This window comes from Thermus caliditerrae (assembly GCF_021462525.1).
In the GTDB taxonomy this organism is placed as follows: Bacteria; Deinococcota; Deinococci; order Deinococcales; family Thermaceae; genus Thermus; species Thermus caliditerrae.
The window spans coordinates 1-23,960 of sequence record NZ_JAKEDT010000015.1 but is presented as its reverse complement, the minus strand read 5'-3'; the positions used below and the strand labels follow the sequence as shown (position 1 = coordinate 23,960).

Here is a 23,960-nt window from a genome sequence, read left to right as displayed (position 1 = left end):
GGGGGTTTTGCTAAAGTGCCCGTCAATGAGGCTCCTGCGAGCTATCCGGTAGGGGGCCCCTTCCTTCGGGAAGGGCCCCCCCGGCTTGGCCGCGGGGGCCTCTCCTTTTAGAGGAGGTAAGCTGAGATGCTCCTTTTGACCCCCGGTCCTACCCCCATCCCTGAACGCGTGCAGAAGGCTCTCCTGCGCCCCATGCGGGGCCATTTGGACCCCGAGGTGCTGAAGGTGAACCAGGCCATCCAGGAGCGTCTCCGAGCCCTCTTTGACCCTGGCGAGGGGGCTTTGGTGGCGGCCCTGGCCGGATCGGGTAGCCTGGGCATGGAGGCGGGGCTGGCGGGCCTGGACCAGGGTCCGGTCCTGGTGCTGGTGAACGGGGCCTTCTCCCAAAGGGTGGCGGAGATGGCGGCTCTGCACGGCCTCATGCCCACGGTGCTGGAGTTTCCCCCGGGGGAGCCCGTGGACCCGGAGGCCGTGGCCAAGGCCCTCAGGGCCAAGCGCTACCGCATGGTGGCCTTGGTCCACGGGGAGACCTCCACCGGCGTCCTGAACCCCGCAGAGGAGGTGGGGTCCCTGGCCAAGGAGGCCGGGGCCTTGTTCTTCCTGGACGCGGTGACCACCTTGGGCATGCTTCCCTTCTCCATGCGGGCCATGGGGGTGGACTACGCCTTCACGGGAAGCCAGAAGTGCCTCTCCGCCCCCCCGGGCCTGGCCCCCATCGCCGTGAGCCCCGAGGCCCGCAGGGCCTTCACCGGCAAGCGGGGCTGGTACCTGGACCTCACGCGGGTGGCCGAGCACTGGGAGCGGGGCGGCTACCACCACACCACCCCCGTCCTCCTGCACTACGCCCTCCTCGAGGCCCTGGACCTAGCCCTAGAGGAGGGGATCGAGGCGCGGGAGCGCCGGGCCCGGGAGGTCTACGCCTGGCTTCTGGAAGAGCTTTCCGCCCGGGGCTTCCGTCCCTACCCCAAGGCCAGCCCCCTGCCCACGGTGCTGGTGGTCCGCCCCCCCGAGGGGGTGGAGGCGGACCGCCTGGTGAAGGCCCTCTACGCCGAGGGCGTGGCGGTGGCCGGGGGCATCGGCCCCACCCGGGGGCAGGTCCTGCGGCTCGGCCTCATGGGGGAGGGGGCTAGGAAGGCCTACTACCAGGTCTTCCTCGAGGCCCTGGACCGGGTGCTGGCCCTAGCGTAGGAAGAAGTAGGCGTAGACCAAGGCCAACGCCATGCGGTAGTAGGCAAAGGGCTTAAAGCCCACCCGCTCCACCAGGGCCAGCATCCCCCGCACGGTGAGAAAGGCGGTGAGGAGGGCGGCGGCAAAGCCCAGGAGGAGGAGGCCCCAGCCTCCATCGGGCACGCTGGGGGCGCTTTTGAGGAGGTCGTAGCCCACCGCGGCCAGCATGGTGGGAAGGGCCAGGAGGAAGCTGAACTCCGCCGCCGCCTTGCGCCTTAAGCCCAGGAGGAGCCCCCCCAGGATGGTGGCCCCGCTGCGGCTGGTGCCGGGGAAAAGGGCCGAGAGGCCCTGGAAGACCCCGATCAGGGCCACCTGGGAAAGGGGCAGCTCCAGCACGTCCTGGTAGCGGGCCCGTTCCGCCAGGCGGTCGGCGAGGAGCAGGACCAGGCCCACGAAGAAGAGAAAGAAGACCACGATGCCGTCCTTGCCCAGGATCACCCCCTTGATGAGGGGGTAGAAGAGGAAGCCTATGGCTGCGGTGGGCAGGAAGGCCACGGCGATCCTGAGCCAAAGCGCCCGGTCCAAGGCGAAGCGGCGGCCGTAAAGGAGGAGGATGGCCAGGATGGCCCCCAGCTGGATGGCGATGAGGAAGGTCTTCAAAAAGGCGTCCCCCTCGATGGGCAGGCCCAGGAGGTGGAAAAGAAGGGTCAGGTGGCCGGTGGAGGAGACGGGCAAAAACTCCGTGAGGCCCTCCACGAACCCCAGGAGAAGGGCTTCCCAAGCGCTCACGCGGCCCATGCTACCATGAGGGGCGTGGAGGTTTCCGTCCTCATCCCCGCCGCCGGCAACGGGGAGAGGCTCGGCCTAGGGCCCAAGGCCTTCCTGCGGGTGGGGGGGAAGACCCTTTTGGAGTGGTCCCTCCTGGCCTTCCAGGAGGCGGCGGAGGTGCTGGTGGCCCTACCCCCGGGGGCCGAGCCCCCTCCGGGCCTGCGGGCGGTTTTCTTGGAGGGGGGAAGGACGCGGCAGGAATCGGTGGCCCGCCTCCTGGAGGCGGCGAGCCTGCCCCTGGTGCTGGTCCACGACGTGGCCCGGCCCTTCGCCAGCCCCGCCTTGGCGGAGCGGGTCCTCGAGGCCGCCCGGGCCACGGGGGCGGCGGTGCCCGTGCTCCCCGTTTCCGACACCCTGGTTCGGCCCGAGGGAGAGGCCTACGGGGAGGTGGTGCCCCGGGAGGCCCTGCGCCTGGTGCAGACCCCCCAGGGTTTCTTCACCGCCCTCCTCCGGGAGGCCCACGCCTACGCCCGGAAGCGGGGCCTTGCCGCCACCGACGACGCCCAGCTGGTGCGGGCTCTGGGCTACCCCGTGGCCCTCGTGGAGGGGGAGAGGACGGCCTTCAAGATCACCTACCCCGAAGACCTTTCCCTAGCGGAGGCCTTGGCGCGGACATGGAGCGGCTAGCGGTGGCCAAGGTGAACCTGGGCCTCTCCCTCCTGGGGAGGCGGCCCGACGGCTACCACGAGCTCCACACCCTCTTCGCTGCCCTTTCCTTCGGGGACCGGCTCTTTTTGGAGCCCATCCCCGAGGGCATCGAGTTCCGGGGCCGCTACGGGCGGAGGAACCTGGCGTATCGGGCAGCGGAGGCCTACCTGGAGGCGGCGGGGTGGCCTGGGGGGGTGCGGATCGTTCTGGAGAAGGCCCTGCCCGAGGGGGCGGGCTTGGGGGGCGGAAGCTCCGACGCTGCCCAGGTGCTTCTGGGCCTAACGGAGCTCTACCCGGCGGAGGTGGACCTGCCCGCCCTAGCCCTCGCCTTGGGGGCGGACGTGCCCTTCTTCCTGCAGGGGGGGGTGGCGGAGGCCCGGGGGGTGGGGGAGCGCCTCAGGCCCCTGGCCCTGCCCTCCCTGCCCGTGGTGGTCTTCGCTCCCGGGCTCCGTCTGCCCACCCCCAGGGTCTACGGGGAGGTGAAGCCCCACGACTTCGGGCCGGACCTCCCCGTAGCGGAGATCGTGGCGGCGCTGGAGGCGGGGGAGGAGCCCCCCTACTGGAACAGCCTCGAGGGCCCCGCTTTCCGCCTCTACCCCGAACTCAAGGAGGTGAAGGCCAGGCTCAGGGCCCTGGGGCTTAGGGGGGTGCTGATGTCGGGCTCAGGGAGCGCCTTCTTTGGCTTCGCCCAAAGCCCCGAGCACGCCCAGGAGGTGGTGGCGGTCCTTAGGCGCACGGGCTTTGCCCGGCAAGGCACCCTGGGAGGCTAGCATGCGTTCCTTGGAGGAGGTGTTCGGCTGCTGTCCCAAGGCCCTGGAGGAGGTCAAGGCCCTGCCCATCCGTTGGGACCGGGAGCGGTTCGCCTTTTGGCTCAAGCAGGACTTCCCCTTCGTGGAGGCCCTGTACCGTTACCAGGTGGGGCTTTTGCAGGACGCTCCCCATCCCCACCGGGCTCCTCTGGTCCAGGCCCTCATGGCCACGGTGGAGGAGCTGGATTGGCTCCTCGCCCAAGGGGCGGACCCCCAGGGGGAGGTCCACCCGGTGCGGCGGGAGTACATGCTCCTTCTGCAGGAGATGGCCGCGATGGCTTACCCCTACCGCCTGGTCTTCTTCTACTTCCTGAACCGCCTCTTCCTCGAGGCCTGGAACGCCCACGTGGAGGGGGAAGGTCCCTGGCAGGAGCTCTCCGAACACTGGTCGGCCCCGGAGTTCCAGGCCCTGCTCTTTGACCTGGAGGTCATGGCCCAGGGCCAGCTGAGCGGGCTGGACCCCGAGCGGCTGCGCCACTACCTGAAGCGCATTCTGGAGATGGAGAAAAAGACGTGGAGCCTGCTCCTTTGATACCACCCCATGCGGACCCTGTCCGCGTGGGGGCCCTGGCAAACGGGTGGAGCAGGGCCTTAGGGTTTAGCGGAAAAGGGCATGAGGCGGAAAAAGAACCCCCTTCCCTGAAGGGAAGGGGGGCGTTGAGCGTGCAACTCAGTTCAGCTCCTCACCCCAGGCTTCCTCGAAGAGGCGTCTGGCCTCCTGGAGGCTGATCTCCAAGGTCTGGGAGACCTCCTCCGCCAGAAGGTAGATGGCCCGCCTCAGGGCCTGCCGATCCAGGTCGGGAAGGCCCCGCTCCAGCTCCCAGGCCCGAAGCTGCCCCGCCATCTGGGCGATGCGGTAAGGGTTTCCGTCCGCCAGGATCTCGCTGGTCTTGCGGTGCCGGGCCGCCCACTGCTTGGGCAGGGGCATCCGGCCGTTTTTCAAGAGATCCAGGATCACGGGCACCTCCTCCGGGGCAAGGGCCTTGCGCATGCCCACGCTCTGGGGGGCTTCCACGGGTACGTAGGCCTTGGAGCGGGAACCGGGGAAGTCCACCTGATAGTAGGCTCGGCTGATGCCGCTCACGCTACGCTGGGCAATGCCCGCCACCACCCCAACCCCGTAAGGGGGCAAGACCACCTTGTCGCCGGGACGGAACTCTTTCACGGCGCGACTCCTTTCCGGAGCACTTCCATGAGGTGCTCCAAGTAAGCGTCCACTTCCAGCTGGGGGCTGCACCCCAGGGCCGCGATCACGTGGGCCGTGGCTTTGGGAGAAAGCTCCGGCCGCACAACCCCTTCTGCCTGGCCGCTTCGCACCAGCTCTTCCAGGAGGTCCAGGTAGTGCTGGTGAAGCCCCTTCAGCCAGGGGGTGGGGTCCTCCATGGCCTCCCGGGCTACTGCGGCCCAGAGGCCCCGCCACTCGGCGATCCAGGCCAGGCGCTTCTGCAGGAGGGCTTCCAGGCGCGTAAAAAAAGGCGCCCGCAGGCGCACGATTTCCTCCACCTCCCGGTAGAAGGCCCAGGTTCGCTCCTCTACCAGGCTCTTTAGGAGGTCTTTCTTGTCGCGGAAGTAGAGGTAGATGGTGCCCTTGCCCACCTCCGCCCTCCGGGCCACCTCCTCCATCTTGAGCCCGGAAAGCCCCATCTCCCGGAGAACCTCCAAGGTGGCCTGAAGAATGGCCCGCTTCTTATCCTTGGAGAATGCCCCCGGAGGGGATACCATCGCGGCCACGCCCCCAAGTCTAGCACAACGCCCTTTTCCTTTCATGAGGAGCGCGCTACCTTAAGGAGAAGGAGGCAAGGTATGCGTCAGGGCTTCTTCGCCTTGCTCACCGCTGATCCCTTGCGGGGGGCCTTGCGCCCGGTGGAGGCCCGGCTCTTGGAAGAGGCCCGGGGAGAGGCCCTTTTCCTGGTCCCTTACCCCTTGCGGGACCTGGCGGAAGCCTGGCGTCTGGCCTACCGCAGCCTGGGTCTCAAGCGGGGCCGGGTGCTCCACCTCAGGCGGCGGGAGGAGGCCTTTGACCCGCAGGTGGCCCAGGCGGTGGCCGGGAGCCCCCTGGTCCTGCTGGCCGCCGAGGGCCTCCCGGAGTTCTTGGACCTCATCCGGGGGAGCCTGGTCCTCCAGGCCCTCCTCGAGGTCCACCGCCAGGGCGGGGGAGTGGTGGCCTTGGGGGAGGCCGCGGGCCTTCTGGGGGAGGCGGCGTTCTACCCCTTGGAGGGCGAGGTGCGGGCCTCCTGGGGGCTTGCCCTGCTGCGGGGGCTGGCCCTTCTGCCCCGGGTGGAGGAGCGGGGTAGGTTCTTAGCCCTCTCCCGCCTGGTGGCGGGCAACCCGGACCTGGTGGGCCTGGGGCTTCTGGAAAACACAGCCCTCCGCCTCCTCAAGGGCTTGGGGGAGGTCTGGATGGGGGAGGTCACCCTGGTGGACGCAGGGGGTGCGGAGTTCACCAGCCGGGGGGTCAAGGGGTTGAAGGTGGACGTCTTCTCGGCGGGGGAGCGCTTCCCCCTCCCTGCCCTCTAGCGGTACCATGGCCCCATGCCCTCGGGGCGCGTGCACGAGGCCATCAACCTGACGGCGTTGGGCGGAGGTGCCGTGCTGTACCTGGCCCATGGGGGTGCCCCGGAGGAGCCCCGGGCCCTGGCCTTCGCCTTGGCTTACCTGGCGGGCACCTTTTTGCTCTCCCCGGACCTGGACCTCTCGGAGAAGGGGGTGCGGGCCCAGCGGCGCTGGGGGGTGCTGGGGGTTTTGTGGCGGCCTTACGGCTGGCTCTTCCGCCACCGGGGCCTTTCCCACACGTGGGTGGTGGGGCCTCTGACCCGGCTGGGCTATTTGGCGGGCCTGGTCCTCGTGGGGTTCTTTCTGCTCCAGGGGCTGGTCCGCTATCTAGGGGCAGACCTGAGGCTGGCGCCTCCTGCCTGGCCGCGGGAGGCCTTGGGGTGGGGGTTGTTGGGGTACTACCTTTCTCAGTGGCTTCACCTGGTGGCCGACGGCATCTGGCCGGACCACGACCTGAGGCGTCTCCGGCGGCCAAGGTGAGGGGGTTTACATACCCCCGCCTGCCCGAGGCGAAAATAAGGGTATGCTCAAGCGTATGGCGCTTTGCGCGCTGGCCCTTTGGGCTTTGGCCTGGGCCGCCCAGCCGGGTCAGCGCCTTCCCGAGTTCGCCCTCTTGGACCCCAGGGGCAACCTCATCAGCCCGGCCAGCATGAAGAAGCCCGCGGTCATCGTCTTCTGGGCCAGCTGGTGCCCGGTGTGCAAGGCAGAGTTCCCGGGGCTTCATCGGGTGGCCGCGGAAACGGGGGTGCCCTTCTACGTGATCAGCCGGGAGCCCAAGGACACCAAGGAGGTGGTACTGGAGTACATGAAGGCCTTTCCCCGGTTCATTCCCTTGCTGGCCTCGGAGAAGGACAAACCCCCCGAGGTCGCCAACCGCTTCAAGGTGGTGGGCCAGCCTTGGACCTTCGTGGTGGATGCCGAAGGCAAGGTGGTGGCCCTCTTCGCGGGCCGGGCGGGCCGGGAGGCCCTCTTAGACGCTTTGCTCCTGGCGGGGGTGGAGCTGCCATAGCTCCGCCCGCCGCACCCCCCCTTCGGGGATGAGGCGCAGGAGGAAGTCCGCCTCCAGGGCCTTTGGGTCCCCCCATTCCACCAGGAGGAGGCGGCTCTCCTCCTGGGCTGCCAGGAGTTCGGGGAGGAAGGCGGTTGGGTCTTTCAGGCGGTAGAGGTCGGCGTGGACCACGGGGCCTTCCAGGGTGGGGTAGGTGTGGACCAGGGTGTAGGTGGGGCTCGTGACCCGGCCGCGGAAGCCCAAGGCCTCGGCCAGGAAGCGGGCCAAGGTGGTCTTGCCTGCTCCCAAGGGGCCTTCCAGGACCACCCTCGCTCCGTGGGGGAGCAGGGGAAGGAGTTCCCGGGCCAGGGCCTGGGTATCCGCTAAATCCCGCAGGGTGCGCGTCAAGAGGAGCCGCATAAAGAAAAAGGCCCCATCAGGGCCTTTTGGTGCCGGGAGCGGGACTTGAACCCGCACGCCCTTGCGGGCACCACCCCCTCAAGATGGCGTGTCTACCAGTTCCACCATCCCGGCAGGGTGCGCCTCACGCGCAAGCCTTAGTGTAGCAAAAGCTCCCTTCTTGTCAAGGTTGGGGAGGTTTAGGACAAATGTCCCTTCCCTTTTCTGCTAGCTTACCGCTGAAAAGCAAGCTCTAAAGGGTGGGGCCGGACTGAACCGGATCTCTTATGGAAGGTACCCAAGCTCTTGATTGACCGCGGGATGGCCTGACCGTAGCCTTGGCCTTTAAGACCGGAGGTGGCATGAGGAGACGGAACCGTTGGGTAAGGTCTCTTTTCTGGGGCGGGGTCCTTGGGGTCTTCGCCCTGCTCGGGGTGGTGTTCTCCGGCGTGGCGGTGGGGGCCTTTGAGCAGCGCACCTTCCCCGTGGCCCAGCCCGTTCCCTTCAGCCATGCCTTCCACGCCGGGGGCTTGGGGCTTTCTTGCCGCTACTGCCATACGGCGGCGGAGCATGCGGCCTACGCCGGGCTTCCCCCCACGGAAACCTGCATGACCTGCCACACCTTCGTCAAGCCGGACAGCCCCAACCTGGCCCTGGTGCGGAAGAGCTGGGAGACCGGGGAGCCCATCCCCTGGAACCGGGTCATCAACCTTCCGGACTTTGTCTACTTCCACCACGGGGCCCACGTGGCCAAGGGGGTGGGGTGCGCGGAGTGCCACGGCCGGGTGGACCAGATGGCGGTGGTGTACCAGCCCCAGGCCTTCACCATGAAGTTTTGCCTCTCTTGCCACCGCAACCCCGAGGCCCGGCTAAGACCCAGGGAGCAGGTTTTCAACATGGCCTATACCCCTGACCCGGAGCTGGGCAGGAAGCTCAAAGCCCTTCACCAGGTGCGCTCGGCGGAGGCCCTCACCAGTTGCAACACCTGCCACCGCTAGGAGAACCCATGAAGCAGCAACGCGGTAATCCCGAAGCTTTGGAAAAGGACCTCTTCGGCGAGGAGTTTCCCTTCGGACCGGTCAGCCGTCGGGGCGTGCTGGCCATGGGACTTTTGACCCTGGCTGCGTGTACACCTAACGTGCGCCGCAAGGGAGTGCCCTACGTGCGCCAACCCGAGTGGGTGGTCGAGGGCGGGCAGGCGGAATTCATTACCGCCCTTCCCCATGCGGGCTTCGCCGAGGCGGTGCGGGTGAAGGTCTACCAGGAGCGTCCCCTTTTCGTGGCGCCCCTCGAGGCGGCCATGAGCCCTTACCCCCTGGCGAGCCTTTACGCCCTTTACGACCCGGCTCGCAAGGGGAAGGCCCCGAACTGGGAAGCCTTCTTCGCCGTTTGGCGGCAGGCCCTGGGGGAAGGGGAAACCCTCTTGGTCCTTCCCCGCACCACTTCGCCCCGGCTGGAAGACCTCGTGAAGCGGGCCCAGAAGCGCTACCCCAACCTGCGGGTGGCCCGGTTTGAGGCCTGGACCCTGGAGAGCGTCTACCTAGGGGCGGAGCTGGCCTTCGGGCAAAAGGCCTGGCCCATCTACGCTCCGGAAAAAGCGGAGACGGTTCTCCTCTTGGACGTGGAGGTGCACGAGCACCCGGCGGGCTACCTCTGGTGGGAGGCCTTGAGCCGTAGGCGCGTGCCTCCCATGAACCGCATCTACGCGGTGGAGAGCGCCCCCACCCTCCTGGGGAGCATGGCCGACCACCGCTTGGCCCTGAAGCCGAGTGGGGTGGAGGGCTTCCTCCTGGCCCTGGCCCAGGCCCTGGGGGTGGTGCCGGGGGCTCCGGCCTCGGACTACGGGGGCTTCCTCCCCGCGCTGGTGGAGGACCTCCAGAGGGGCGGGCTGGTCCTGCCGGGCGTGCACCTCACCCCGGCCGCCCAGGCCCTGGCCCAGGCGGTGAACCTGGCCCTGAAGGCGCCGGTGCGCTACGTGGAGCCTCCTGAGGCCGAGGTTGCAAGCCCCAGGGCTTTCCTCGAGGCTGAGGGGGCAGAGCGCCTGGTCTGGGCGGCGGAGGGTCCCCTGCCCGCCCTCCAGGGCAAGGCTTTCGCCGCCCTGCTCTCCCTTTACCCCAAGGAGGCCCCCTGGAGCCTGCCCCTGGCCCACCCCCTCGAGGCCTCGGGAACCCATCGGGACGCCCAGGGCCGGCTTTGGCCCGCCCAGGCCCTCATCCAGCCCCTTTGGGGCGGGAAGAGCCTGGAGGAGGTGTTGGCAGGGCTTTTAGGGGAGGAGCTTCCCGCCCTTTCCCCCGAGGAGAAGCGGGCCCTGGCGGAGGGGAGGCCCTTGGCGGAAGCGGAAGAGATGCTCGTGGCGGTGCGCCCTGGGCTAGAAGGCCGCCTGCTCCCCTTGCGGGCGGAGGCCCCCCTGGAGCTCACCCTCCGCCCCGACTTCAGCCTCTTTGACGGGCGCTACCGGGAAAACCCCTACCTCCAGGAGCTCCCCAGGCCCCTAAGCCGCCTGGTTTGGGACGGGGCCCTGCTCCTGGGGGAGGAGGATACCGAGGCCCTGGGCCTCTTAGGGGATATCCGGGCCAGGGAGCGGAAAGCGGATCCTAAACGCCCCCTCCTACGGGTTAAGGCGGGGGGGAAGGAGGCCCTGCTTCCCCTGTGGCCCCTTCCCGGGCTGCCCAAAGGCGGCGCGGTGGCCCCCCTTTCCCACTTCTTCCACCCCGAGGGCGCGGCCTTCCCCGCGGAGGTGGCCCCCACGGGCCGGGACTACCCCTTGGTCTCCACCCAGTACCACGGCTACCTGGGGGAGGTGGAGGCGGTGAAGGTGATGGAGGAGGCCCAGGCCCTCGAGGCCGAGCCGGAGAAGGAGAAGCCGATCTCCTTCTACCCCCCCTGGCCTCAGGGGGAGCATGCCTGGGCCATGACCGTGGACCTAAGCCGCTGCCTGGGGTGCGGGCTTTGCACCCTGGCCTGCCAGGTGGAGAACAACATCCCCGTGGTGGGGAAGGAGGAGGTGGCTAAGGGGCGGGAGATGCACTGGATCCGCATCGACCGCTACTTCGCCGAGGAGGGGGTGGTGCACCAGCCGGTGATGTGCCAGCACTGCGAGAAGGCCCCTTGTGAGGCGGTCTGCCCGGTGGCGGCCACAGAGCACTCCAGCGAGGGCTTGAACCTCATGGTCTACAACCGCTGTGTGGGCACCAAGTACTGCTCCGCCAACTGCCCCTACAAGGCGCGGCGCTTCAACTTCTTCCCCTACGGGGAGGCCTTCGTGGGCAAGGGGGACCCCAGAAGGGCTAAGGAAAGCCCCCTGGCCCTCCTCATGAACCCCGAGGTGACGGTGCGGAGCCGCGGGGTGATGGAAAAGTGCACCTACTGCGTGCAGCGTATCGAGACCACCCGGGCCCAGGCCGCCCAGGAGGGGCGCAAGATCCGCACCGGCGAGGTGGTGACCGCCTGCCAGGAGGTCTGCCCCGGCAAGGCCATCCACTTCGGCGACCTCCTGGACCCCGAGGACCCCATCCAGGCCCACCGCAAGGAGGGGCGGCACTACGCCCTTTTGGAGGAGGCCAACACCTGGCCCCGCACCACCTACCTGGCCCACCTGAAGAACCCCAACCCCAAGCTGAAGGAGGGGAAGCATGGCGCGTAGGGAACCCCATCCCGACCACGACCTGATCCAGGGGGAGTGGACGGAAAAAGCTTTGGTGGAAAAGCTTCTGGAGCCGGTGGAGAAGCCCGCCCCCAGGCCCTGGAGGGTGGTGGTGGCGGTGGGGGCGGCCCTGACCCTGGCCTGGCTCTACGGCCTCTTCGTCACCTTCGTGAGGGGCCTCGGTACCTGGGGCATCAACCAGCCCGTGGCCTGGGGGTTTGACATCGTGCACTTCGTCTGGTGGATCGGCATCGGCCACGCGGGGACCCTGATCAGCGCCATTCTGGTCCTCATGCGCCAGAACTGGCGGGACTCCTTGAACCGGGTCACCGAGGCCATGACCCTCTTCGCCGTGCTGGCCGCGGCCACCTACCCCCTCATCCACATGGGCCGACCCCAGCTCTTCTACTGGGTCATGCCCTACCCCACCCATATGGCCCTCTGGCCCCAGTACAAGAGCCCCCTCTCCTGGGACGTGCTGGCCATCATGACCTACCTCACCATCTCCACCCTCTTCCTCTACCTGGGCCTGATCCCCGACCTGGCCCTCCTGCGGGAGCGGAGCAGGGGGTGGCGCCGGAAGCTTTACGGCTGGCTCTCCTTGGGCTGGACGGGCAACGCCGTCCACTGGCAGCGCTACCGGGCGGTGTACGTGCTCCTGGCAGGCCTGGCTACCCCGGTGGTGATCTCCGTGCACTCGGTGGTGAGCATGGACTTCGCCTATGGCCTGGTGCCGGGATGGCACCTCACCGTCTTCCCCCCCTTCTTCGCCGCGGGGGCCATCTACTCGGGCTTCGCCATGGCCCTTACCCTGATCATTCCCCTCAGGAAGTGGTACCGGCTGGAGGGGGTCATCACCGAGCGCCACCTGGACTGGATGGCCAAGGTGACCCTGGCCTCGGGGCTTGGGGTGGCCTACATCTACCTCCTGGAGATCTTCATCGCCTGGTACGCGGGGGAACCTGCGGAGTGGGCCCAGCAGCTTTGGCGCATGACCGGGCCCTACGCCCCCTACTACTGGGCCATGATGCTCATCAACGTGGTCCTCCTCCAGACCCTTTGGTTTCCCCGCTTCCGCAAGAACCTCACCTGGCTTTTTATCTTCTCCATCCTGGCCAACGTGGGCATGTGGCTGGAGCGCTTTGTCATCGTGATCATCAGTCTGTCCCACGACTTCCTCCCCGGGAACTTCCAGCTTTACTACCCCACCTGGGTGGACTGGACCCTCTTCTTGGGCACCATCGGCTTCTTCCTCTTCGGCCTTTCCCTCTTTATTCGCCTCTTTCCCCCCATCGCCGTGGCGGAGATGGTGCACCTGTTCCACCGCCTGCGCAAGCACTAGGAGGGGCCCATGCTGTATGGACTCATGGCCTACTTTGACTCGGCGGAAAGGCTTTTAGAGGCCTTGAGGGTGCTCAAGGGAAGGGGATACCGCCACCTCGAGGCCCTCACCCCCAACCCTGTGGAAGGGATTGAGGAGGTGCTGGGCGGGGATGGGCGCATTCCCTGGATCGCCTTTGGCTTGGGGGTTCTGGGGGTGGGCCTGGGGCTTTTCCTGCAGATCTACACCACCCTGGACTACCCCCACAACGCCGGGGGCAAGCCCCTTTTGGGCTGGCCCGCCTTCATCCCCGTGACCTTTGAGCTCACCATCCTCACCATCACCGTGGGGATCTTCCTCTTCCTCCTGTACATAAACGGCCTCCCCCTGGCCGCCCACCCCGCGGTGCGGGCCAAGGAGTACGTGCGGGTCCTTTTGGACGAGTACGGGGTCTTCGTCTACGCCACAGACCCCCGGTTCGACCTGGAGAGCACCAAGGCCCTTCTGCGGGAACTGGGGGCGGAGGTGGAGGAGGTGCGGCGTGATTAGGTGGCTCCTTCTCCTTCTTCCTCTCCTTTCCGCCTGCGGCTGGATGTGGGACCAGCCCAAGGTGAAGCCCTTCCGGGAAGCCCCTTTGCAGGTCCAGGTGGCCCCGGAACGGGTGCGCTTCGGGGAGAACCTGAACCTGGAGGTGCGCACCGGGCTCAAGCCCGAGGGGGGGTTCGCCGACAACCCCTTCACCTTCACGGAGGGGGAGCTTTTGCGGGGCAGGGTTCTCTACCGCTCCTTCTGCGCCATCTGCCACGGGCTAAATGGGGAAGGGGATGGACGGGTGGTTCCCTTGGGGGTGCCCAAGCCCCGCTCCTTCCTGGACCCCGGGGTGAAGGCCATGCCCGAGGGCTACTTCTACTTCGCCGCCACCAACGGCTTTGGCCGCATGCTTTCCTACAAGAGCCGCATCCCCGAGAGGGAGCGCTGGCTCATCGCCCGCTACATCAAGCGGTGCCTGCAGGAGGAGGCCTGCCCTCTGGAGGTGATCAATGCAGAGGTCTATTGAGGCGAGCCGTTCCGGTTTCCTGTTCCTGGGCCTGATTCTTTACGCTTTAGCCTTTCTCTTTGGGGCTCCGGCTGCCTACTTTCCCTTTGCCTTCTTCCTTCTCCTTACCTTGGGGGCACTTTTGGTACTTCTCCTGCACAACGCCTTAAGGAGCCGCTGGGGCGTGCCCCTGGAGCCTTACCTGTACCCCTTGGCCCGCCTCCTTCCCCTCGTGGGGCTTCTGGGCCTGCCCTTCTTCCTCTTCCTGCCGGAGCTTTTCCCCTGGGCCCGGCTGGGGGCCAGCCTGGACCCCATCCTGGCCCACCGCGCGGGGTACTTGAACGCCCCCTTCATGCTCCTGCGCTACGTCCTCTTCTTCACCCTCTTCTCCTGGGTACTCCTGAAGCTGAAGCCGGGGGAGCACCGGGCGGAGGTGGGGGCCTGGGGGCTGCCCCTCACCTTCGCCGCCGCCACCTTCCTCACCTATGACCTTTTCATGGCCCTCGAGGCCCACTTCTACTCCGCTTCCTTTGGAGCCATCCTCCTCCTCTCCGCCGCCCTCCTGGCCCTGGCCGTGGCCGTGGCCTTGGCCGCCCGCCAGGGGACGGCGGCCCTCATGGGCCAGGCCCAGAACCATACCAACCTGCTTCTGGCCCTGTCCATTATTTGGATCTACGTGGAGGCCACCACCCTCATCATCGTCTGGGGCGGGGACCTGCCCCACGAGGTGGAGTTCTACCTGAAGCGGCTGGAGGGTCCTTGGGGAGGGGTGGCCGCCCTATGGGCCGTAGGTGGGTTCCTCCTCCCCTTCCTCTACCTCCTCACCAACCTGCCCAAGCGGCAGGCCCGCTACCTCCTGCCTGTGGCCCTCTGGATTCCCCTTTTCCGCCTTCTGCACCTGGCCTGGTACGTGCTCCCCGCCCTGGGGCGGGGGGTGGGGATCGGGGAGGTGCTGGGTTTCCTGGGCCTTGGCCTCTTCTTCCTCCAGCGCCTGCGGAACCCCTCCTGAGGATTCCCTAAACCAGGGATGGCCCCGCCCAGGGGGCGGGGCATTTGCACCTACCTTCACAAAGAGGATGGGTGCATCCTGGACTTAGGGGTACACGGTAAGGGTACCCGGGAGGTGGAAGATGGCGACGAAGGTTCTGGTTCTGGGAGGCGGCTCGGGTGGCCTGGTGGCGGCCAACAAGGTGAAGAAGCTTTTGGGCCGCGAGGTAGAGGTTACCCTGGTGGACAAGAACGCCTACCACGAGTTCATGCCCGCCTACCCCTGGGTGGCCTTCGGCATGCGGGAGCCCGAGCAGGTGAAGAGGCCCCTGGCCAACCTGGAAAAACGGGGCATCCAGTACCTGCAGGCCACGGTGGAGGCCCTGGACCCGGCCAACAACAAGGTGCGGACCAGCGCCGGGGAGCTTACCTACGACTACCTGGTCGTTTCCTTGGGGGCTGAGGCCATGCCCGCTCCCGCCAAGGACAGCTTCGCCCCCTGGAGCCTCGAGGGGGCCCTGAAGCTCCGGGAGGCCCTCAAAGGCTTCAAGGGCGGCAGGGTGGTGGTGGGGGTTTCCTCCCCCTACTACCCCTGCCCTCCCGCCCCTTATGAGGTGGCCGGCCAGGCGGAGTTTGCCCTGAAGGTCAAGGGGGTGCGGGAAAAGAGCACCGTGGACGTTTTCCACCTGAACCCCTTGCCCCTGGCGGGCATGGGCCCGGTGATCTCCGGCAAGGTGATGGAGATCCTGAAGTCCAAGGGCATCTCCTTCCACGGGGAGTTTGAGCCGGTGGCCTTTGAGGGGGGCAAGGTGAAGGCCAAGGACGGGCGGGAGCTTCCCTACGACCTCCTCATCCTCACCCCGCCCTTCGCCCCCAACCGGGTGGTGCGGGAGTCCCCCCTGGCGGGGCCTCAGGGCTTCCCCGAGGTGCACAAGTCCACCTTCCGCTCCACCAAGTTCCCCAACGTCTTCGTCATCGGGGACACGGTGAACCCCTCCCTGATGCTGCCCCCCGCCGGGGTGGTGGCCCACTTCCAAGGGGAGTACGTGGCCGGGGTCATCGCTTCCGACCTCAAGGGGGCCTATATCGGCGAGCCCTTCAACCCCGTGGCCATGTGCATCATGGACTTTGGCGACAACGCCCTCCTGCCCCAGTGCTCTTTTGAGCGGCTCCTGGCGGGCACGGGCATGCCCTCCTGCGGCGTGATGGCCGTGGGCAAGTGGGTGCGGGTGACCAAGATGCTCTTTGAGGGCTTCTGGTTCGCCACCTTGATCGAGTAGGAGGGGCCATGGAGAAGATGCTTACGGTGGAAGAAAGGCTAGCCCAGATAGAGGAGGTCTTGGAAAAGAGTGGGCTCGGCCTCCTGGCCCAGATGGGGGCCGGGGAGACCCTTGCCGAGAACCTGGGCCTTCTCTTGGACCCCAAGAACCTGCAGCTCATCTCCCTCCTGGCTCGCTTCCTGGACCAGGCCGAGGCCCTGGAGAAGCTAGCGGAAACCTTAGAGAAACTGGAGAAATCGGGGGCCCTGGCCTTCTTGGGCCACCTCTCGGAGAACTTCGGGGAGGGCTTGGGAATGCTCATGGAGCCCCAGCTCCTAAGGCTCCTCTCCCATGGGGCCAACGTCCTGGACATCCTTTCCCGCATTGAGCCCGCGGCCATCGGCATGATGGCGGGCGCCCTGCAGCGGGGCCTCTCCGAGACCTTCACCCCCGAGGTGATGCGGGATCCGCCCCGGGTAGGCCTCACGGGGGTCTTGAAGCAGCTTTCTGACCCCGAGGTGCAGAAGGCTTTGGGCGTCCTCTTCTTGCTCCTGAAGGCCTTGGGTAAAGCTTTTGGTCACCTCAACGAGGACATGAAGGCCCTCGAGGCCCTCATGGCCAAGATGATGCCCAAGAAGTAAGGGCCAAGCGCGCCCCGCTTCTTGGGGCCCCCCTTGCGGCGCAAGCCGCAACGGGGTTTTAGGCCAGCGTGACCCGGTCCCGCCCGGTTTCCTTGGCCCGCAGGAGGGCGTAGTCGGCCTTCAGGATCCAGTCCTCCACCTGCGCTTCCCCTTCCGGCACCTCTCCGCCGGCGATGCCCGCGGAGAGGGGGAGGGGGTAGGGGATGGGCTCCACCCGTTGGGTGCGGAAGCGGTAGCGGATGCGCTCCACCACCTCCTTGGTCGCTTCGCGGTCGGCCCCGTAGAGGAGGAGCAAAAACTCTTCCCCCCCGTAGCGCACCGCCAGGTCTTCGCGGCGCACGCTGGCCTGGAGAATGCGCCCCAGGAGGCGTAATACCTCATCCCCCACGGGATGGCCGTAGGTGTCGTTCACCCGCTTGAAGCGGTCGATGTCCAGCATCACCACGCTCACGGGGGCCCCGTAGCGGCGGGCCAGGGCTAGGAGCTTGGGGAGCTCGGTTTCCAGGGCCCGGCGGTTCAGGAGGCCCGTGAGGGGATCGGTGAGGGCCAGGGTACCCCACTCCACCTGCTTCAGCACCTGCTTGATGCGCTCCCCCAGGAGGGAGAGGAAGCCTTGGGGTATGGGTTCTTGCGGGGGGGTGCGCAGGTAGAGGTAGGCGGCGTCCCCGTTTAGGGGGATGAGCAAAGAGTGGGGGGTACGCTCCCCCACCAGGCCCCGCCTTCCCCGCACCTCGAGGCCCACCGCCTGGGGAAGGAGGTGCTGGGCTGCTCCCAGGGCCCCCAGGAGAACCCCTTCTGGGCTCAGGGTCTGGGTCACGCTGGGGGAAAGGCGGGCCAGCGCCTCCAAGAAGCGGGTCCAGCGGAACCGCTTCTCCTCGGTGCGTCGCCACTCCAGGTGGAGGGCATAGAGGAGGCCCAGCCCTCCCACCAGCCCCCCGTAGAGGGCCAGGAGCCGGACACTCCAGGGGGTGGGGTCGTTGAGGAGGACGGCGGGCATGAAAAAGAGACTGCCCAGAGCCAGGGCTTGCCCCAAAAAGGAGGCGTGTCCTTCCCGTTCCTCCACCACCCCCAGGGCCAGGAGGACGTACCCCAAGGTCCAGAGGAGGTGGACGGGGTGGCCCGTGGGGTAGCCGTCCGCCGCTTCCAGGAAGGCGTAGGCCATGTCCGCTACCAAGAAGAGGAGGAAGCCCACCCCCCAAAGGGCCCGCCCTCCTAACCCCACCTGGAAGAGGGACTCCAACCGGGGCAGGAGGAGGAGAAGGAGCAGGGCGTCCCATGCGGTGTAGATGCGATCGATGCCCAGCTCTGGCCTCAGGGCTGAGAGCAGGCCTAACAGCGCCAGGGGAAGGAGGCCAAGGGATAGGCGGGGCGGCCTGCCGGGCAGGCTCAGGAGCCAGAAGGTGAGGGCGGCGTAGCTGATCAAATAGGGAAACTCCAGGTAGAGTCCGCGGGGCAGGTTGCCCAACTCCTCCAGGGTCCAGGCCAGGTCACCTATGCCCAAAAAGAGGAGCCCTAGGCCAGGAGAGCGTTCTTTTTGGCGTATGAGGAAACCGCCCCCCACCAGGGCCACGCAAGGGGTGAGGAAGCGCTCGCTCCAGGGGGCGGTGGGCGGAAATAAGCCGAGGAATAAGAGGAGGGCGGAAAGGCCCAAAACATAAGGAACCACGCCCACAGTTTAGCCCAGGTTTTCTAGGGGTGTGTGCGCTTTGGCCAAGGCCTCGAGGGCCTCCCGCAAGGCCTCAATCCCCTTCAAGAACTCCTCCACCTCCACGTGCTCGTGGGGGGTGTGGTCTAAGGTGGAGTCCCCCGGGCCGTAGGCCGCCATGGGCACCTTCCAATGGGGCGCCAGGACGTTCATGTCGCTGGTGCCGGTCTTCAGCTTGAACACGGGCTTCCCCCCGGCTTTGCGGATCCCCTGGCGCAGGGCCCGGGTGAGGGGAGTGTCCTTGGGGCCCAGGTAGGGCACCTCCCGGCCGAAGAACTCCAGCTCGATGGTAGGAGGGGCGTAGGCGGTGAGGTGGCGGATGGCCTCTTCCGGGGGAAGCCTAGGGGGAAGGCGCAGGTCAAAGAACATCTCCGCCACCTGCTTGAGCTCTGCGGGGTGGACCCGGAAGTCCCGCAGGGTGTACTGCACCTGGTCGAAGGCCCTTTGCCCCACGTTCATGGCCTCGGCCCAGGCCTTGATGGCCACGAAGTAGCTGATGAGCTCTTCCGCGGCGTTGGGCTCGTGGTGGGCGGAGTGGAAGTTGTCCTTCTCCCGCCGGACCTTCACCAAAAGCCTCCCCTTGTAGCCCAGGGTGATGCCCTCCCAGCCCGAGGGCTCGCCGATCACCACATAGTCCGGTTTGAGCCTGGGGGCCACGAAGCGGGCCCCCTTGGAGCTCGGGGCCTCCTCCTCCGTGGCCCCCACCAGGTGGACGGTGAGGCGCTTCCTGGCCTCCTGGGAAAGCCCCGCCGCGGCGAAGACCATGGCCACGAAGGGGCCTTTGGCGTCCACCGCCCCCCGGCCGAAGAGCTTGCCGCCCTCCAGCCTGACGGGCACCACCCCGGGTACGGTATCGATGTGGCCCAGGAGGACCACCTGCACGGGGCCCTCCCCCACCTGTCCCCGGGCGTTGTCCGCTTCGTCCACGAAGCCCCTAAGGCCCAGCCTCTCCATCCCCTCCGCCAGGTACTCCGCCACCAGGCGTTCTTCCCCTGAGGGGGAGGGGATCTCCAGGGCCCCTTTGAGGAACTCCACGGGGTCTAAGGCGTCCGCCTTCATCTCAGGAGGTAAGCACCGCCCGCACCGCCTCCACCACCCGCTCCAGGTCGGCCTTCTCAATCACCAAGGGGGGCAGGAAGCGGATCACCGTGGGGCCCGCCTGCAGGGTCAGCACCCGGTGCTCCTTCTCCAGGCGCTCGATGTAGGGGGCGGCCTTCTCCTTGAGCTCGAGGCCCACCATGAGGCCCAGGCCCCGCACCTCCCGGACCTTGGGGGAGGGGATCTCCTTGAGCTTTTCCATGAACCAGGGGCCCAACTCCGCCGCCCGCTCCCAAAGCCGGGTGCGCTCCAGGTAGCGCAGGGCGGCCACCCCCGCGGCCATGGCCAGGGGGTTCCCGCCGAAGGTGGTGCCGTGCCCGCCTTTGGGCATGCTCCTGGCCACCTCCTCCCGCATCACCGCTGCCCCTATGGGCACCCCGCCCCCCAGGGCCTTGGCAAGGGTGAGGATGTCGGGTACCACCCCGTAGTGCTCAAAGGCGAAGCGCCGACCCGTGCGGCCCATGCCGGTCTGGATCTCGTCCAGGATGAGGAGGGCGCCCTTTTCCCAGGTCACCTCCCGGGCGGCTTGCAAAAACTCCGGGGTGGCGGGGCGCACCCCCCCTTCCCCTTGGACGGGCTCGAGGATCACCGCCGCGGTTTCCTCGTCCACCGCCCGCCTCAGGGCCTCCACATCGTTATAGGGGATGAACTCCACGGGGCCTAGGAGGGGCAGGAAGGGCTCGCGGTACTTGGGCTCCCAGGTGACGGAAAGGCTTCCCAGGGTGCGCCCGGAGAACCCCCGCATGGCCGCCACCAGCTTGCGCCTTTTCGTGTGGGCCCAGGCGAACTTGATGGCGGCCTCGTTGGCCTCGGTGCCGGAGTTGGTGGGGAAGACCCGGTTGAGCTCGGGGGGAAGGAGGCTTACCAGGGTGCGGTAGAACTCCCCCCGCATAGGGGTGGGCAGGGTCTGGGGCATGGAGAGGAGGGTTTCCGCCTGCTTTTGGATGGCCGCCACCACCTCGGGGTTGGCGTGGCCCAGGTTGGCTACCCCGTAGCCCCCCACGCAGTCGATGTACTCATTGCCCTCGGCGTTCCACACCCGGGCCCCCTGCCCTCGGACCAAGAGGAGGTCGTGCTTGGTGTAGACCCCAGAGTCCAGGGCCTTCTCCGCCTCCAAAAGCGTCCGCCAGTCTTCCTTCACCATGCTTCCCTCCCAAAAGAAAAGCCCCCGGGCGGGCCCGGGAAGCCACGCTTCCCAGGCTCCCTCAGCTTTTGCCCCGGGCGGCCATCTCCTCTCCAGGGTAGGAGGGCGGGACGTCCCTGTCAACGTCTAAGTACCCGCGTGCGAAAGCTGCTCCATCGGCCAAAGCCCAAGCGGCGTGCCCATGCTTTCTTTGGGGCCCCCGTCGTGGCGCCAGCCACGACGGGGTACTTAAACTGGGAAGGTGCTGGCCTACGTGGCCCTGGGCGCCAACCTGGGGGACCGGGCGGGCTATCTTTTACAGGCCCTTTCCCTCCTTTCCCGGCTCCCCGAGACCCGGCTTCTGCGGCTTTCCCCCGTGTACGAAACCGATCCCGTGGGCCCGCCCCAGGCTCCTTACCTGAACCTGGTGGCGGAGGTGGACACAGGGCTTCCTCCCCAGCGCCTCTTGGAGGCCCTTCTCGAGATCGAGCGGGCTTTGGGGCGGGAGCGTAAGGAGCGCTGGGGGCCTCGGACCATTGACCTGGACCTCCTTCTCTATGGGGACTGGGTCCTGGAGGAGGAGGGCCTCGAGGTGCCCCACCCCAGGCTCCACGAACGGGCCTTCGTCCTGGTGCCCCTCTGCGACCTCATTCCCGAGGGGCGGCACCCCCTCTTAGGCCAGACCTTCGCCCAGTTGCTTGCTCCCTTGGACGCCAAGGGGGTGCGGCCCCTTGTGCTATAGTGGGGGCATCGCGGGCAAGACCGCGCGAGGAGAAGGAAAGTGGAGATCGAAGCGGGAAGCATCGTAGAGGGCCGCGTGGTGCGGGTGACGGACTTTGGCGCCTTTGTGGAGCTCCCGGGCGGCGAGCAGGGCCTGGTGCACATCTCCCAGATCGCCCACGAGTTCGTGAAGAACGTCCGGGACTTCCTCAACGAGGGGGACATCGTCCAGGTGATGGTGAAGGGCCGGGACGCCAAGGGGCGGCTGGACCTCTCCATCAAGGACCTGGTCCCCGCCCCCGAGGGAGCCCCACCCCCCCGGCCCCGCCGTCTGCCCAAGCAGTCCCCGGAGTTTGAGAATAAGCTCAAAAGCTTCCTCCGCGGCACCGGGGGCTTTGGTGGCGGCAAGGGCAAGAAGGGCGGCGGCAAGAGGAAGCGTTAAGCCCAAAGATGCCCCCGGGGGTTTATGCCCCCGGGGTTTTGCCGTAGAGTGAGGGGGTATGGCGAAGCCCCTTGTGGTTACCGACGCTAACTTTGACGACACCCTGGGGGGACACCCCCTGGTCTTGGTGGACTTTTGGGCAGAGTGGTGCGCTCCCTGCCGGATGATCGCGCCTATCCTCGAGGAGCTGGCCAAGGAGTACGAGGGGAAGCTCTTGGTGGCCAAGCTGGACGTGGACGAGAACCCCAAGACCGCCATGCGCTTTAGGGTCATGAGCATCCCCACCGTTATCCTCTTTAAGAACGGCCAGCCGGTGGAGGTGCTGGTGGGGGCCCAGCCCAAGCGCAATTTTGAGGCCAAAATCCAAAAGCACCTGCCCCCGAGCGCATGAGGATCGCCCTGGACGCCATGGGGGGGGACCGGGCCCCCGGGGTCACGGTCCAGGGGGCTCTTCTGGCGGCCAGGGAGGGGGTGGAGGTCCTCCTGGTGGGGGAGGAAACCCGCCTAAAGGAGGAGCTTGCCCGCCAGGGGGGTGCCTTGCCCATCCGCCACGCCCCCGACTGGATCCGCATGGAGGAGCACGCCACCGAGGTGAGAAGGCGCCGGGAAAGCTCCATCATGGTGGCCATGGACCTCCTGAAGCGGGGCGAGGTTCAGGCGGTGGTCTCCATGGGGCATACCGGGGCCACCATGGCCGCGGCCCTCTTTACCCTGGGGCGGATCAAGGGGGTGGAACGGCCTGCCCTCTTGGTGGAGTTCCCAAGCCAAAGGGGACGCACCTTCCTCCTGGACGGGGGGGCCAACGCCGACTGCAGGCCCTCTTTCTTGGTGCAGTTTGCCGCCATGGGCCTGGCCTACGCCGAGGCCTCGGGGCTTTCCCAGGCCAAGGTGGGCCTCCTCTCCATCGGGGAGGAGGAGGGGAAAGGAAACGCCTTGGTGCTGGAGGCCTACCCCCTCTTCAAGGCGGCCTTGGGGGAGCGCTTCTACGGCAACGTGGAGGGGCGGGACATCTTCTTGGGCACCGCGGGGGTGGTGGTCACCGACGGCTTCACCGGAAACGTGGTGCTGAAGCTCGCCGAGGGAGAGGCCAAGGTGCTCCTCGGCTGGGTCAAGGAGGCCCTCACCTCAAGCCCCCTGGCCCGGCTCGGGGCCCTTCTGGCCCGGGGAGCCTTGCGCCGGGTGCGGGAACGGGTGGACCCCGCCCAGTACGGGGCCATGCCCCTTCTGGGGGTGGAGGGGGCGGTCTTCGTCGGCCACGGTTCTGCCGATGCCCTGGCGGTCAAAAACGCCCTTCTCCGGGCCAAACGCCTGGTGGAAGGGGGCCTCATGGACCGGGTGCGAAGGGCCTTGGCTGCCCTAGACGTCTAGGATCACCTGGGCCTGCCAGCGCCCGCCCTCTTCCCGGACCTGAAGGCCGTGAAAGGTGGCGCTTTTCACCTCCCCTTGGAAGCCGAAGGCCTCCTGGAAAGGTTCGCCCACCAAGGTGGCTTCCAGGCGGAAACCGTTTCCCGTGGGCACCACTCTTACCCGGGCTTTCCCGGGTACGAAGCCTTTGGTCTGGATCAGGTAGATGAGCTCGTTTAGGTAGCGCACCAGGAGGGTTTCCAGGTCCTCGGCCTCGAGGGCCATCCGCCGGCGCCTCCTGCCCCCTTTGGGGGGGGATTGGAACATTGCGGAAAGAAGGCCCTGGAGGGCCGCCTGGAAGAGCCCTTCCAGGCTTTCCGCCTCGAGGGCAAACCCCACGTCCGCGGTGTGGTCCAAAGGCTTTACCACCATGGCCCCTCCTTTGTTCCCAGGCTTCCTGGGAAGTAAAAGCTCTCGCTCCATAACCGCTCAGGGTGCTTCTCCAGGAAGTCCAGCACCGAGAGGGCCTGGGTCTTGTGCTGGGCCAAGGCCCTGAGCTTCCTCACCAGGGCCCACTCGGGGAGGCGAAGGCGGTGGGTCACGGGCCAGGGGCCTTCGGGCCGCACGAAGTAGACCACTTGGGCCAAGCCCTCTGCTGCCTTCGTGGCGTAGCGGCTGGTGGCTACGTGATCGGGGTGGCCGTTGATCCCGTCCGGGGGAAAGGTGAGGACAAAGCTGGGCCTGAGGGCGAGGAGCCTCTCCCGGATGGCCTCCTGCGCTTCCGGGCGATCAGGGAGGCCCTGGCCCGTAGCGGGCCCACGGAGCCCTTCTCCCACCTCTTGGGGTAGGGCGTTGGGGAAGGGGAGGATGTCCAGGTAGTCCACCCCCAGAACCTCTGCCGCCCGTCTGAGCTCCTCGCTCCGTACCTCCGCCAGGCGCTCGGGGGGGCAAAGCCCCAGGGTCCTTCCAGCCTCACCTCGGGTCAGGGTGAGAACTCCTGTCCTGAGCCCCGCTTCCTTGGCGAGGAGTAGCGCTCCCCCAGCTCCGAAGGTCTCGTCGTCCGGGTGGGGCACTACCACCAGGAGGTCCACCATGCCCCCATCTTGACAGAAGGCTTCCTCCCTGGTACATTCAATGTTGCGCCGGTTGGACCGGCGGGGGATCTTGAAAGCGCGGGAACAGGGCAACACACCTAACCACGGACGCCTTTAGGGCGTTTTTTGTTGGAGAGTTTGATCCTGGCTCAGGG

At 67.2% G+C, this 23,960-nt stretch carries 28 protein-coding genes and 1 tRNA gene; 19 read left to right on the top strand and 10 right to left on the bottom strand.

The window, feature by feature from the left end; translation table 11 throughout:
- The first annotated feature begins 126 nt into the window (after positions 1–126).
- Complete coding sequence (locus L1088_RS08615; protein WP_234554570.1) at positions 127–1,188, top strand: aminotransferase class V-fold PLP-dependent enzyme; 1,062 nt, start codon at positions 127–129, stop codon at positions 1,186–1,188.
- Here the strand turns inward: L1088_RS08615 and L1088_RS08610 are convergent.
- Positions 1,180–1,956, bottom strand: coding sequence for an undecaprenyl-diphosphate phosphatase (locus L1088_RS08610; RefSeq protein ID WP_500303538.1), 777 nt, complete (start codon positions 1,954–1,956; stop codon positions 1,180–1,182). The two genes, L1088_RS08615 and L1088_RS08610, sit on opposite strands and share 9 nt — an antisense overlap.
- A 15-nt stretch (positions 1,957–1,971) precedes the next feature.
- Here L1088_RS08610 and ispD point away from each other — a divergent pair, with 15 nt between their 5' ends.
- Genes ispD through L1088_RS08595 form a run of 3 tightly spaced genes read left to right on the top strand, consistent with a single transcriptional unit; the run spans position 1,972 to position 3,984 of the window.
- Positions 1,972–2,622: a 2-C-methyl-D-erythritol 4-phosphate cytidylyltransferase gene (gene ispD / locus L1088_RS08605; protein ID WP_234554567.1), complete on the top strand. Its 651-nt coding sequence runs from the start codon at positions 1,972–1,974 to the stop codon at positions 2,620–2,622.
- A complete protein-coding gene (ispE, locus tag L1088_RS08600; protein ID WP_234554566.1) occupies positions 2,610–3,413 on the top strand; it encodes a 4-(cytidine 5'-diphospho)-2-C-methyl-D-erythritol kinase in 804 nt (267 codons plus the stop codon). Before ispD ends, ispE begins: the two co-directional genes overlap by 13 nt.
- A 1-nt stretch (position 3,414) precedes the next feature.
- Positions 3,415–3,984, top strand: coding sequence for a TenA family protein (locus L1088_RS08595; RefSeq protein ID WP_234554565.1), 570 nt, complete (start codon positions 3,415–3,417; stop codon positions 3,982–3,984).
- A gap of 138 nt (positions 3,985–4,122) precedes the next feature.
- Here L1088_RS08595 and L1088_RS08590 read toward each other — a convergent pair whose 3' ends face one another.
- On the bottom strand, positions 4,123–4,617 hold the full coding sequence (locus L1088_RS08590) for a CarD family transcriptional regulator (RefSeq protein WP_038049093.1): 495 nt from the start codon (positions 4,615–4,617) through the stop codon (positions 4,123–4,125).
- Complete coding sequence (locus L1088_RS08585; protein ID WP_038049095.1) at positions 4,614–5,174, bottom strand: TetR/AcrR family transcriptional regulator; 561 nt, start codon at positions 5,172–5,174, stop codon at positions 4,614–4,616. The genes L1088_RS08590 and L1088_RS08585 overlap by 4 nt, the downstream gene beginning before the upstream one ends.
- A gap of 81 nt (positions 5,175–5,255) precedes the next feature.
- Here L1088_RS08585 and L1088_RS08580 point away from each other — a divergent pair, with 81 nt between their 5' ends.
- From L1088_RS08580 to L1088_RS08570, 3 genes are read left to right on the top strand one after another with little or no spacing between them, the layout of a single operon-like run.
- Positions 5,256–5,969 (top strand): type 1 glutamine amidotransferase family protein, encoded by a 714-nt coding sequence (locus tag L1088_RS08580; RefSeq protein ID WP_038049097.1) that lies wholly within the window; start codon positions 5,256–5,258, stop codon positions 5,967–5,969.
- A gap of 15 nt (positions 5,970–5,984) precedes the next feature.
- Positions 5,985–6,485 (top strand): metal-binding protein, encoded by a 501-nt coding sequence (locus L1088_RS08575; protein ID WP_234554563.1) that lies wholly within the window; start codon positions 5,985–5,987, stop codon positions 6,483–6,485.
- A gap of 55 nt (positions 6,486–6,540) precedes the next feature.
- Positions 6,541–7,014, top strand: coding sequence for a TlpA family protein disulfide reductase (locus L1088_RS08570; protein WP_234554561.1), 474 nt, complete (start codon positions 6,541–6,543; stop codon positions 7,012–7,014).
- Here L1088_RS08570 and tsaE read toward each other — a convergent pair.
- On the bottom strand, positions 6,976–7,413 hold the full coding sequence (gene tsaE, locus L1088_RS08565; RefSeq protein ID WP_234554560.1) for a tRNA (adenosine(37)-N6)-threonylcarbamoyltransferase complex ATPase subunit type 1 TsaE: 438 nt from the start codon (positions 7,411–7,413) through the stop codon (positions 6,976–6,978). The genes L1088_RS08570 and tsaE overlap by 39 nt on opposite strands.
- Positions 7,414–7,440: 27 nt before the next feature.
- A tRNA-Leu gene (locus L1088_RS08560) sits at positions 7,441–7,527 on the bottom strand.
- A gap of 227 nt (positions 7,528–7,754) precedes the next feature.
- Between L1088_RS08560 and L1088_RS08555 the strand changes: the two genes are divergently transcribed.
- The 8 genes from L1088_RS08555 to L1088_RS08520 all read left to right on the top strand — a co-directional run bounded on the left by L1088_RS08555 (position 7,755) and on the right by L1088_RS08520 (position 16,279).
- Positions 7,755–8,390 (top strand): cytochrome c3 family protein, encoded by a 636-nt coding sequence (locus tag L1088_RS08555; protein ID WP_234554559.1) that lies wholly within the window; start codon positions 7,755–7,757, stop codon positions 8,388–8,390.
- Between the two features lie 8 nt (positions 8,391–8,398).
- A complete protein-coding gene (locus tag L1088_RS08550; RefSeq protein WP_234554558.1) occupies positions 8,399–11,035 on the top strand; it encodes a 4Fe-4S dicluster domain-containing protein in 2,637 nt (878 codons plus the stop codon).
- Positions 11,025–12,377: an NrfD/PsrC family molybdoenzyme membrane anchor subunit gene (nrfD, locus tag L1088_RS08545; RefSeq protein WP_234554557.1), complete on the top strand. Its 1,353-nt coding sequence runs from the start codon at positions 11,025–11,027 to the stop codon at positions 12,375–12,377. Before L1088_RS08550 ends, nrfD begins: the two co-directional genes overlap by 11 nt.
- Before the next feature lie 9 nt (positions 12,378–12,386).
- A complete protein-coding gene (locus L1088_RS08540) occupies positions 12,387–12,905 on the top strand; it encodes a DUF3341 domain-containing protein (RefSeq protein ID WP_038040390.1) in 519 nt (172 codons plus the stop codon).
- Positions 12,898–13,413 (top strand): c-type cytochrome, encoded by a 516-nt coding sequence (locus tag L1088_RS08535; RefSeq protein WP_234554556.1) that lies wholly within the window; start codon positions 12,898–12,900, stop codon positions 13,411–13,413. Before L1088_RS08540 ends, L1088_RS08535 begins: the two co-directional genes overlap by 8 nt.
- Positions 13,397–14,401: a hypothetical protein gene (locus tag L1088_RS08530; RefSeq protein WP_234554555.1), complete on the top strand. Its 1,005-nt coding sequence runs from the start codon at positions 13,397–13,399 to the stop codon at positions 14,399–14,401. The genes L1088_RS08535 and L1088_RS08530 overlap by 17 nt, the downstream gene beginning before the upstream one ends.
- 121 nt (positions 14,402–14,522) lie before the next feature.
- Positions 14,523–15,659, top strand: coding sequence for an NAD(P)/FAD-dependent oxidoreductase (locus tag L1088_RS08525; RefSeq protein ID WP_038049115.1), 1,137 nt, complete (start codon positions 14,523–14,525; stop codon positions 15,657–15,659).
- 8 nt (positions 15,660–15,667) lie between these two features.
- A complete protein-coding gene (locus L1088_RS08520) occupies positions 15,668–16,279 on the top strand; it encodes a helical membrane plugin domain-containing protein (protein WP_234554553.1) in 612 nt (203 codons plus the stop codon).
- A 58-nt stretch (positions 16,280–16,337) separates the two neighbouring features.
- On the opposite strand, the gene L1088_RS08515 is transcribed toward L1088_RS08520, so the two are convergent.
- Genes L1088_RS08515 through lysJ form a run of 3 tightly spaced genes read right to left on the bottom strand, consistent with a single transcriptional unit; the run spans position 16,338 to position 20,226 of the window.
- Positions 16,338–17,945, bottom strand: a complete 1,608-nt coding sequence (locus tag L1088_RS08515; RefSeq protein WP_234554551.1) for a GGDEF domain-containing protein — start codon at positions 17,943–17,945, stop codon at positions 16,338–16,340.
- 9 nt (positions 17,946–17,954) lie between these two features.
- Positions 17,955–19,043 carry a [LysW]-lysine hydrolase gene (locus L1088_RS08510; RefSeq protein ID WP_234554549.1) on the bottom strand — a complete coding sequence of 363 codons (1,089 nt, stop codon included), beginning with the start codon at positions 19,041–19,043 and terminating at the stop codon, positions 17,955–17,957.
- A 1-nt stretch (position 19,044) separates the two neighbouring features.
- Entirely contained in the window at positions 19,045–20,226 is a 1,182-nt protein-coding gene (lysJ, locus tag L1088_RS08505; protein WP_234554546.1) for a [LysW]-aminoadipate semialdehyde transaminase LysJ, read from the bottom strand.
- Between the two features lie 241 nt (positions 20,227–20,467).
- Between lysJ and folK the strand changes: the two genes are divergently transcribed.
- The 4 genes from folK to plsX are packed head-to-tail and all read left to right on the top strand — an operon-like array spanning position 20,468 to position 22,735.
- Positions 20,468–20,947, top strand: a complete 480-nt coding sequence (gene folK / locus L1088_RS08500; protein WP_234554544.1) for a 2-amino-4-hydroxy-6-hydroxymethyldihydropteridine diphosphokinase — start codon at positions 20,468–20,470, stop codon at positions 20,945–20,947.
- A gap of 39 nt (positions 20,948–20,986) precedes the next feature.
- Positions 20,987–21,367 carry a S1 RNA-binding domain-containing protein gene (locus L1088_RS08495; RefSeq protein WP_234554543.1) on the top strand — a complete coding sequence of 127 codons (381 nt, stop codon included), beginning with the start codon at positions 20,987–20,989 and terminating at the stop codon, positions 21,365–21,367.
- Positions 21,368–21,425: 58 nt separating this feature from the next.
- Entirely contained in the window at positions 21,426–21,758 is a 333-nt protein-coding gene (trxA, locus tag L1088_RS08490) for a thioredoxin (protein WP_234554542.1), read from the top strand.
- Complete coding sequence (gene plsX, locus L1088_RS08485) at positions 21,755–22,735, top strand: phosphate acyltransferase PlsX (RefSeq protein ID WP_234554541.1); 981 nt, start codon at positions 21,755–21,757, stop codon at positions 22,733–22,735. The genes trxA and plsX overlap by 4 nt, the downstream gene beginning before the upstream one ends.
- Here plsX and L1088_RS08480 read toward each other — a convergent pair.
- Both L1088_RS08480 and L1088_RS08475 read right to left on the bottom strand, forming a co-directional pair.
- A complete protein-coding gene (locus tag L1088_RS08480; protein WP_234554540.1) occupies positions 22,724–23,143 on the bottom strand; it encodes an archease in 420 nt (139 codons plus the stop codon). The genes plsX and L1088_RS08480 overlap by 12 nt on opposite strands.
- Entirely contained in the window at positions 23,134–23,802 is a 669-nt protein-coding gene (locus tag L1088_RS08475) for a PIG-L deacetylase family protein (RefSeq protein WP_234554610.1), read from the bottom strand. The genes L1088_RS08480 and L1088_RS08475 overlap by 10 nt, the downstream gene beginning before the upstream one ends.
- Positions 23,803–23,960: the final 158 nt, after the last annotated feature.

Bases quoted from the DNA above. Each gene is read 5' to 3' on its own strand.
- L1088_RS08615 (WP_234554570.1), top strand. From the start codon at position 127: ATGCTCCTTTTGACCCCCGGTCCTACCCCCATCCCTGAACGCGTGCAG.
- ispD (WP_234554567.1), top strand. From the start codon at position 1,972: ATGAGGGGCGTGGAGGTTTCCGTCCTCATCCCCGCCGCCGGCAACGGG.
- ispE (WP_234554566.1), top strand. From the start codon at position 2,610: ATGGAGCGGCTAGCGGTGGCCAAGGTGAACCTGGGCCTCTCCCTCCTG.
- L1088_RS08595 (WP_234554565.1), top strand. From the start codon at position 3,415: ATGCGTTCCTTGGAGGAGGTGTTCGGCTGCTGTCCCAAGGCCCTGGAG.
- L1088_RS08585 (WP_038049095.1), bottom strand. From the start codon at position 5,174: ATGGTATCCCCTCCGGGGGCATTCTCCAAGGATAAGAAGCGGGCCATT.
- L1088_RS08580 (WP_038049097.1), top strand. From the start codon at position 5,256: ATGCGTCAGGGCTTCTTCGCCTTGCTCACCGCTGATCCCTTGCGGGGG.
- L1088_RS08575 (WP_234554563.1), top strand. From the start codon at position 5,985: ATGCCCTCGGGGCGCGTGCACGAGGCCATCAACCTGACGGCGTTGGGC.
- L1088_RS08570 (WP_234554561.1), top strand. From the start codon at position 6,541: ATGGCGCTTTGCGCGCTGGCCCTTTGGGCTTTGGCCTGGGCCGCCCAG.
- tsaE (WP_234554560.1), bottom strand. From the start codon at position 7,413: ATGCGGCTCCTCTTGACGCGCACCCTGCGGGATTTAGCGGATACCCAG.
- L1088_RS08555 (WP_234554559.1), top strand. From the start codon at position 7,755: ATGAGGAGACGGAACCGTTGGGTAAGGTCTCTTTTCTGGGGCGGGGTC.
- L1088_RS08550 (WP_234554558.1), top strand. From the start codon at position 8,399: ATGAAGCAGCAACGCGGTAATCCCGAAGCTTTGGAAAAGGACCTCTTC.
- nrfD (WP_234554557.1), top strand. From the start codon at position 11,025: ATGGCGCGTAGGGAACCCCATCCCGACCACGACCTGATCCAGGGGGAG.
- L1088_RS08540 (WP_038040390.1), top strand. From the start codon at position 12,387: ATGCTGTATGGACTCATGGCCTACTTTGACTCGGCGGAAAGGCTTTTA.
- L1088_RS08530 (WP_234554555.1), top strand. From the start codon at position 13,397: ATGCAGAGGTCTATTGAGGCGAGCCGTTCCGGTTTCCTGTTCCTGGGC.
- L1088_RS08525 (WP_038049115.1), top strand. From the start codon at position 14,523: ATGGCGACGAAGGTTCTGGTTCTGGGAGGCGGCTCGGGTGGCCTGGTG.
- L1088_RS08520 (WP_234554553.1), top strand. From the start codon at position 15,668: ATGGAGAAGATGCTTACGGTGGAAGAAAGGCTAGCCCAGATAGAGGAG.
- L1088_RS08510 (WP_234554549.1), bottom strand. From the start codon at position 19,043: ATGAAGGCGGACGCCTTAGACCCCGTGGAGTTCCTCAAAGGGGCCCTG.
- lysJ (WP_234554546.1), bottom strand. From the start codon at position 20,226: ATGGTGAAGGAAGACTGGCGGACGCTTTTGGAGGCGGAGAAGGCCCTG.
- trxA (WP_234554542.1), top strand. From the start codon at position 21,426: ATGGCGAAGCCCCTTGTGGTTACCGACGCTAACTTTGACGACACCCTG.
- plsX (WP_234554541.1), top strand. From the start codon at position 21,755: ATGAGGATCGCCCTGGACGCCATGGGGGGGGACCGGGCCCCCGGGGTC.
- L1088_RS08480 (WP_234554540.1), bottom strand. From the start codon at position 23,143: ATGGTGGTAAAGCCTTTGGACCACACCGCGGACGTGGGGTTTGCCCTC.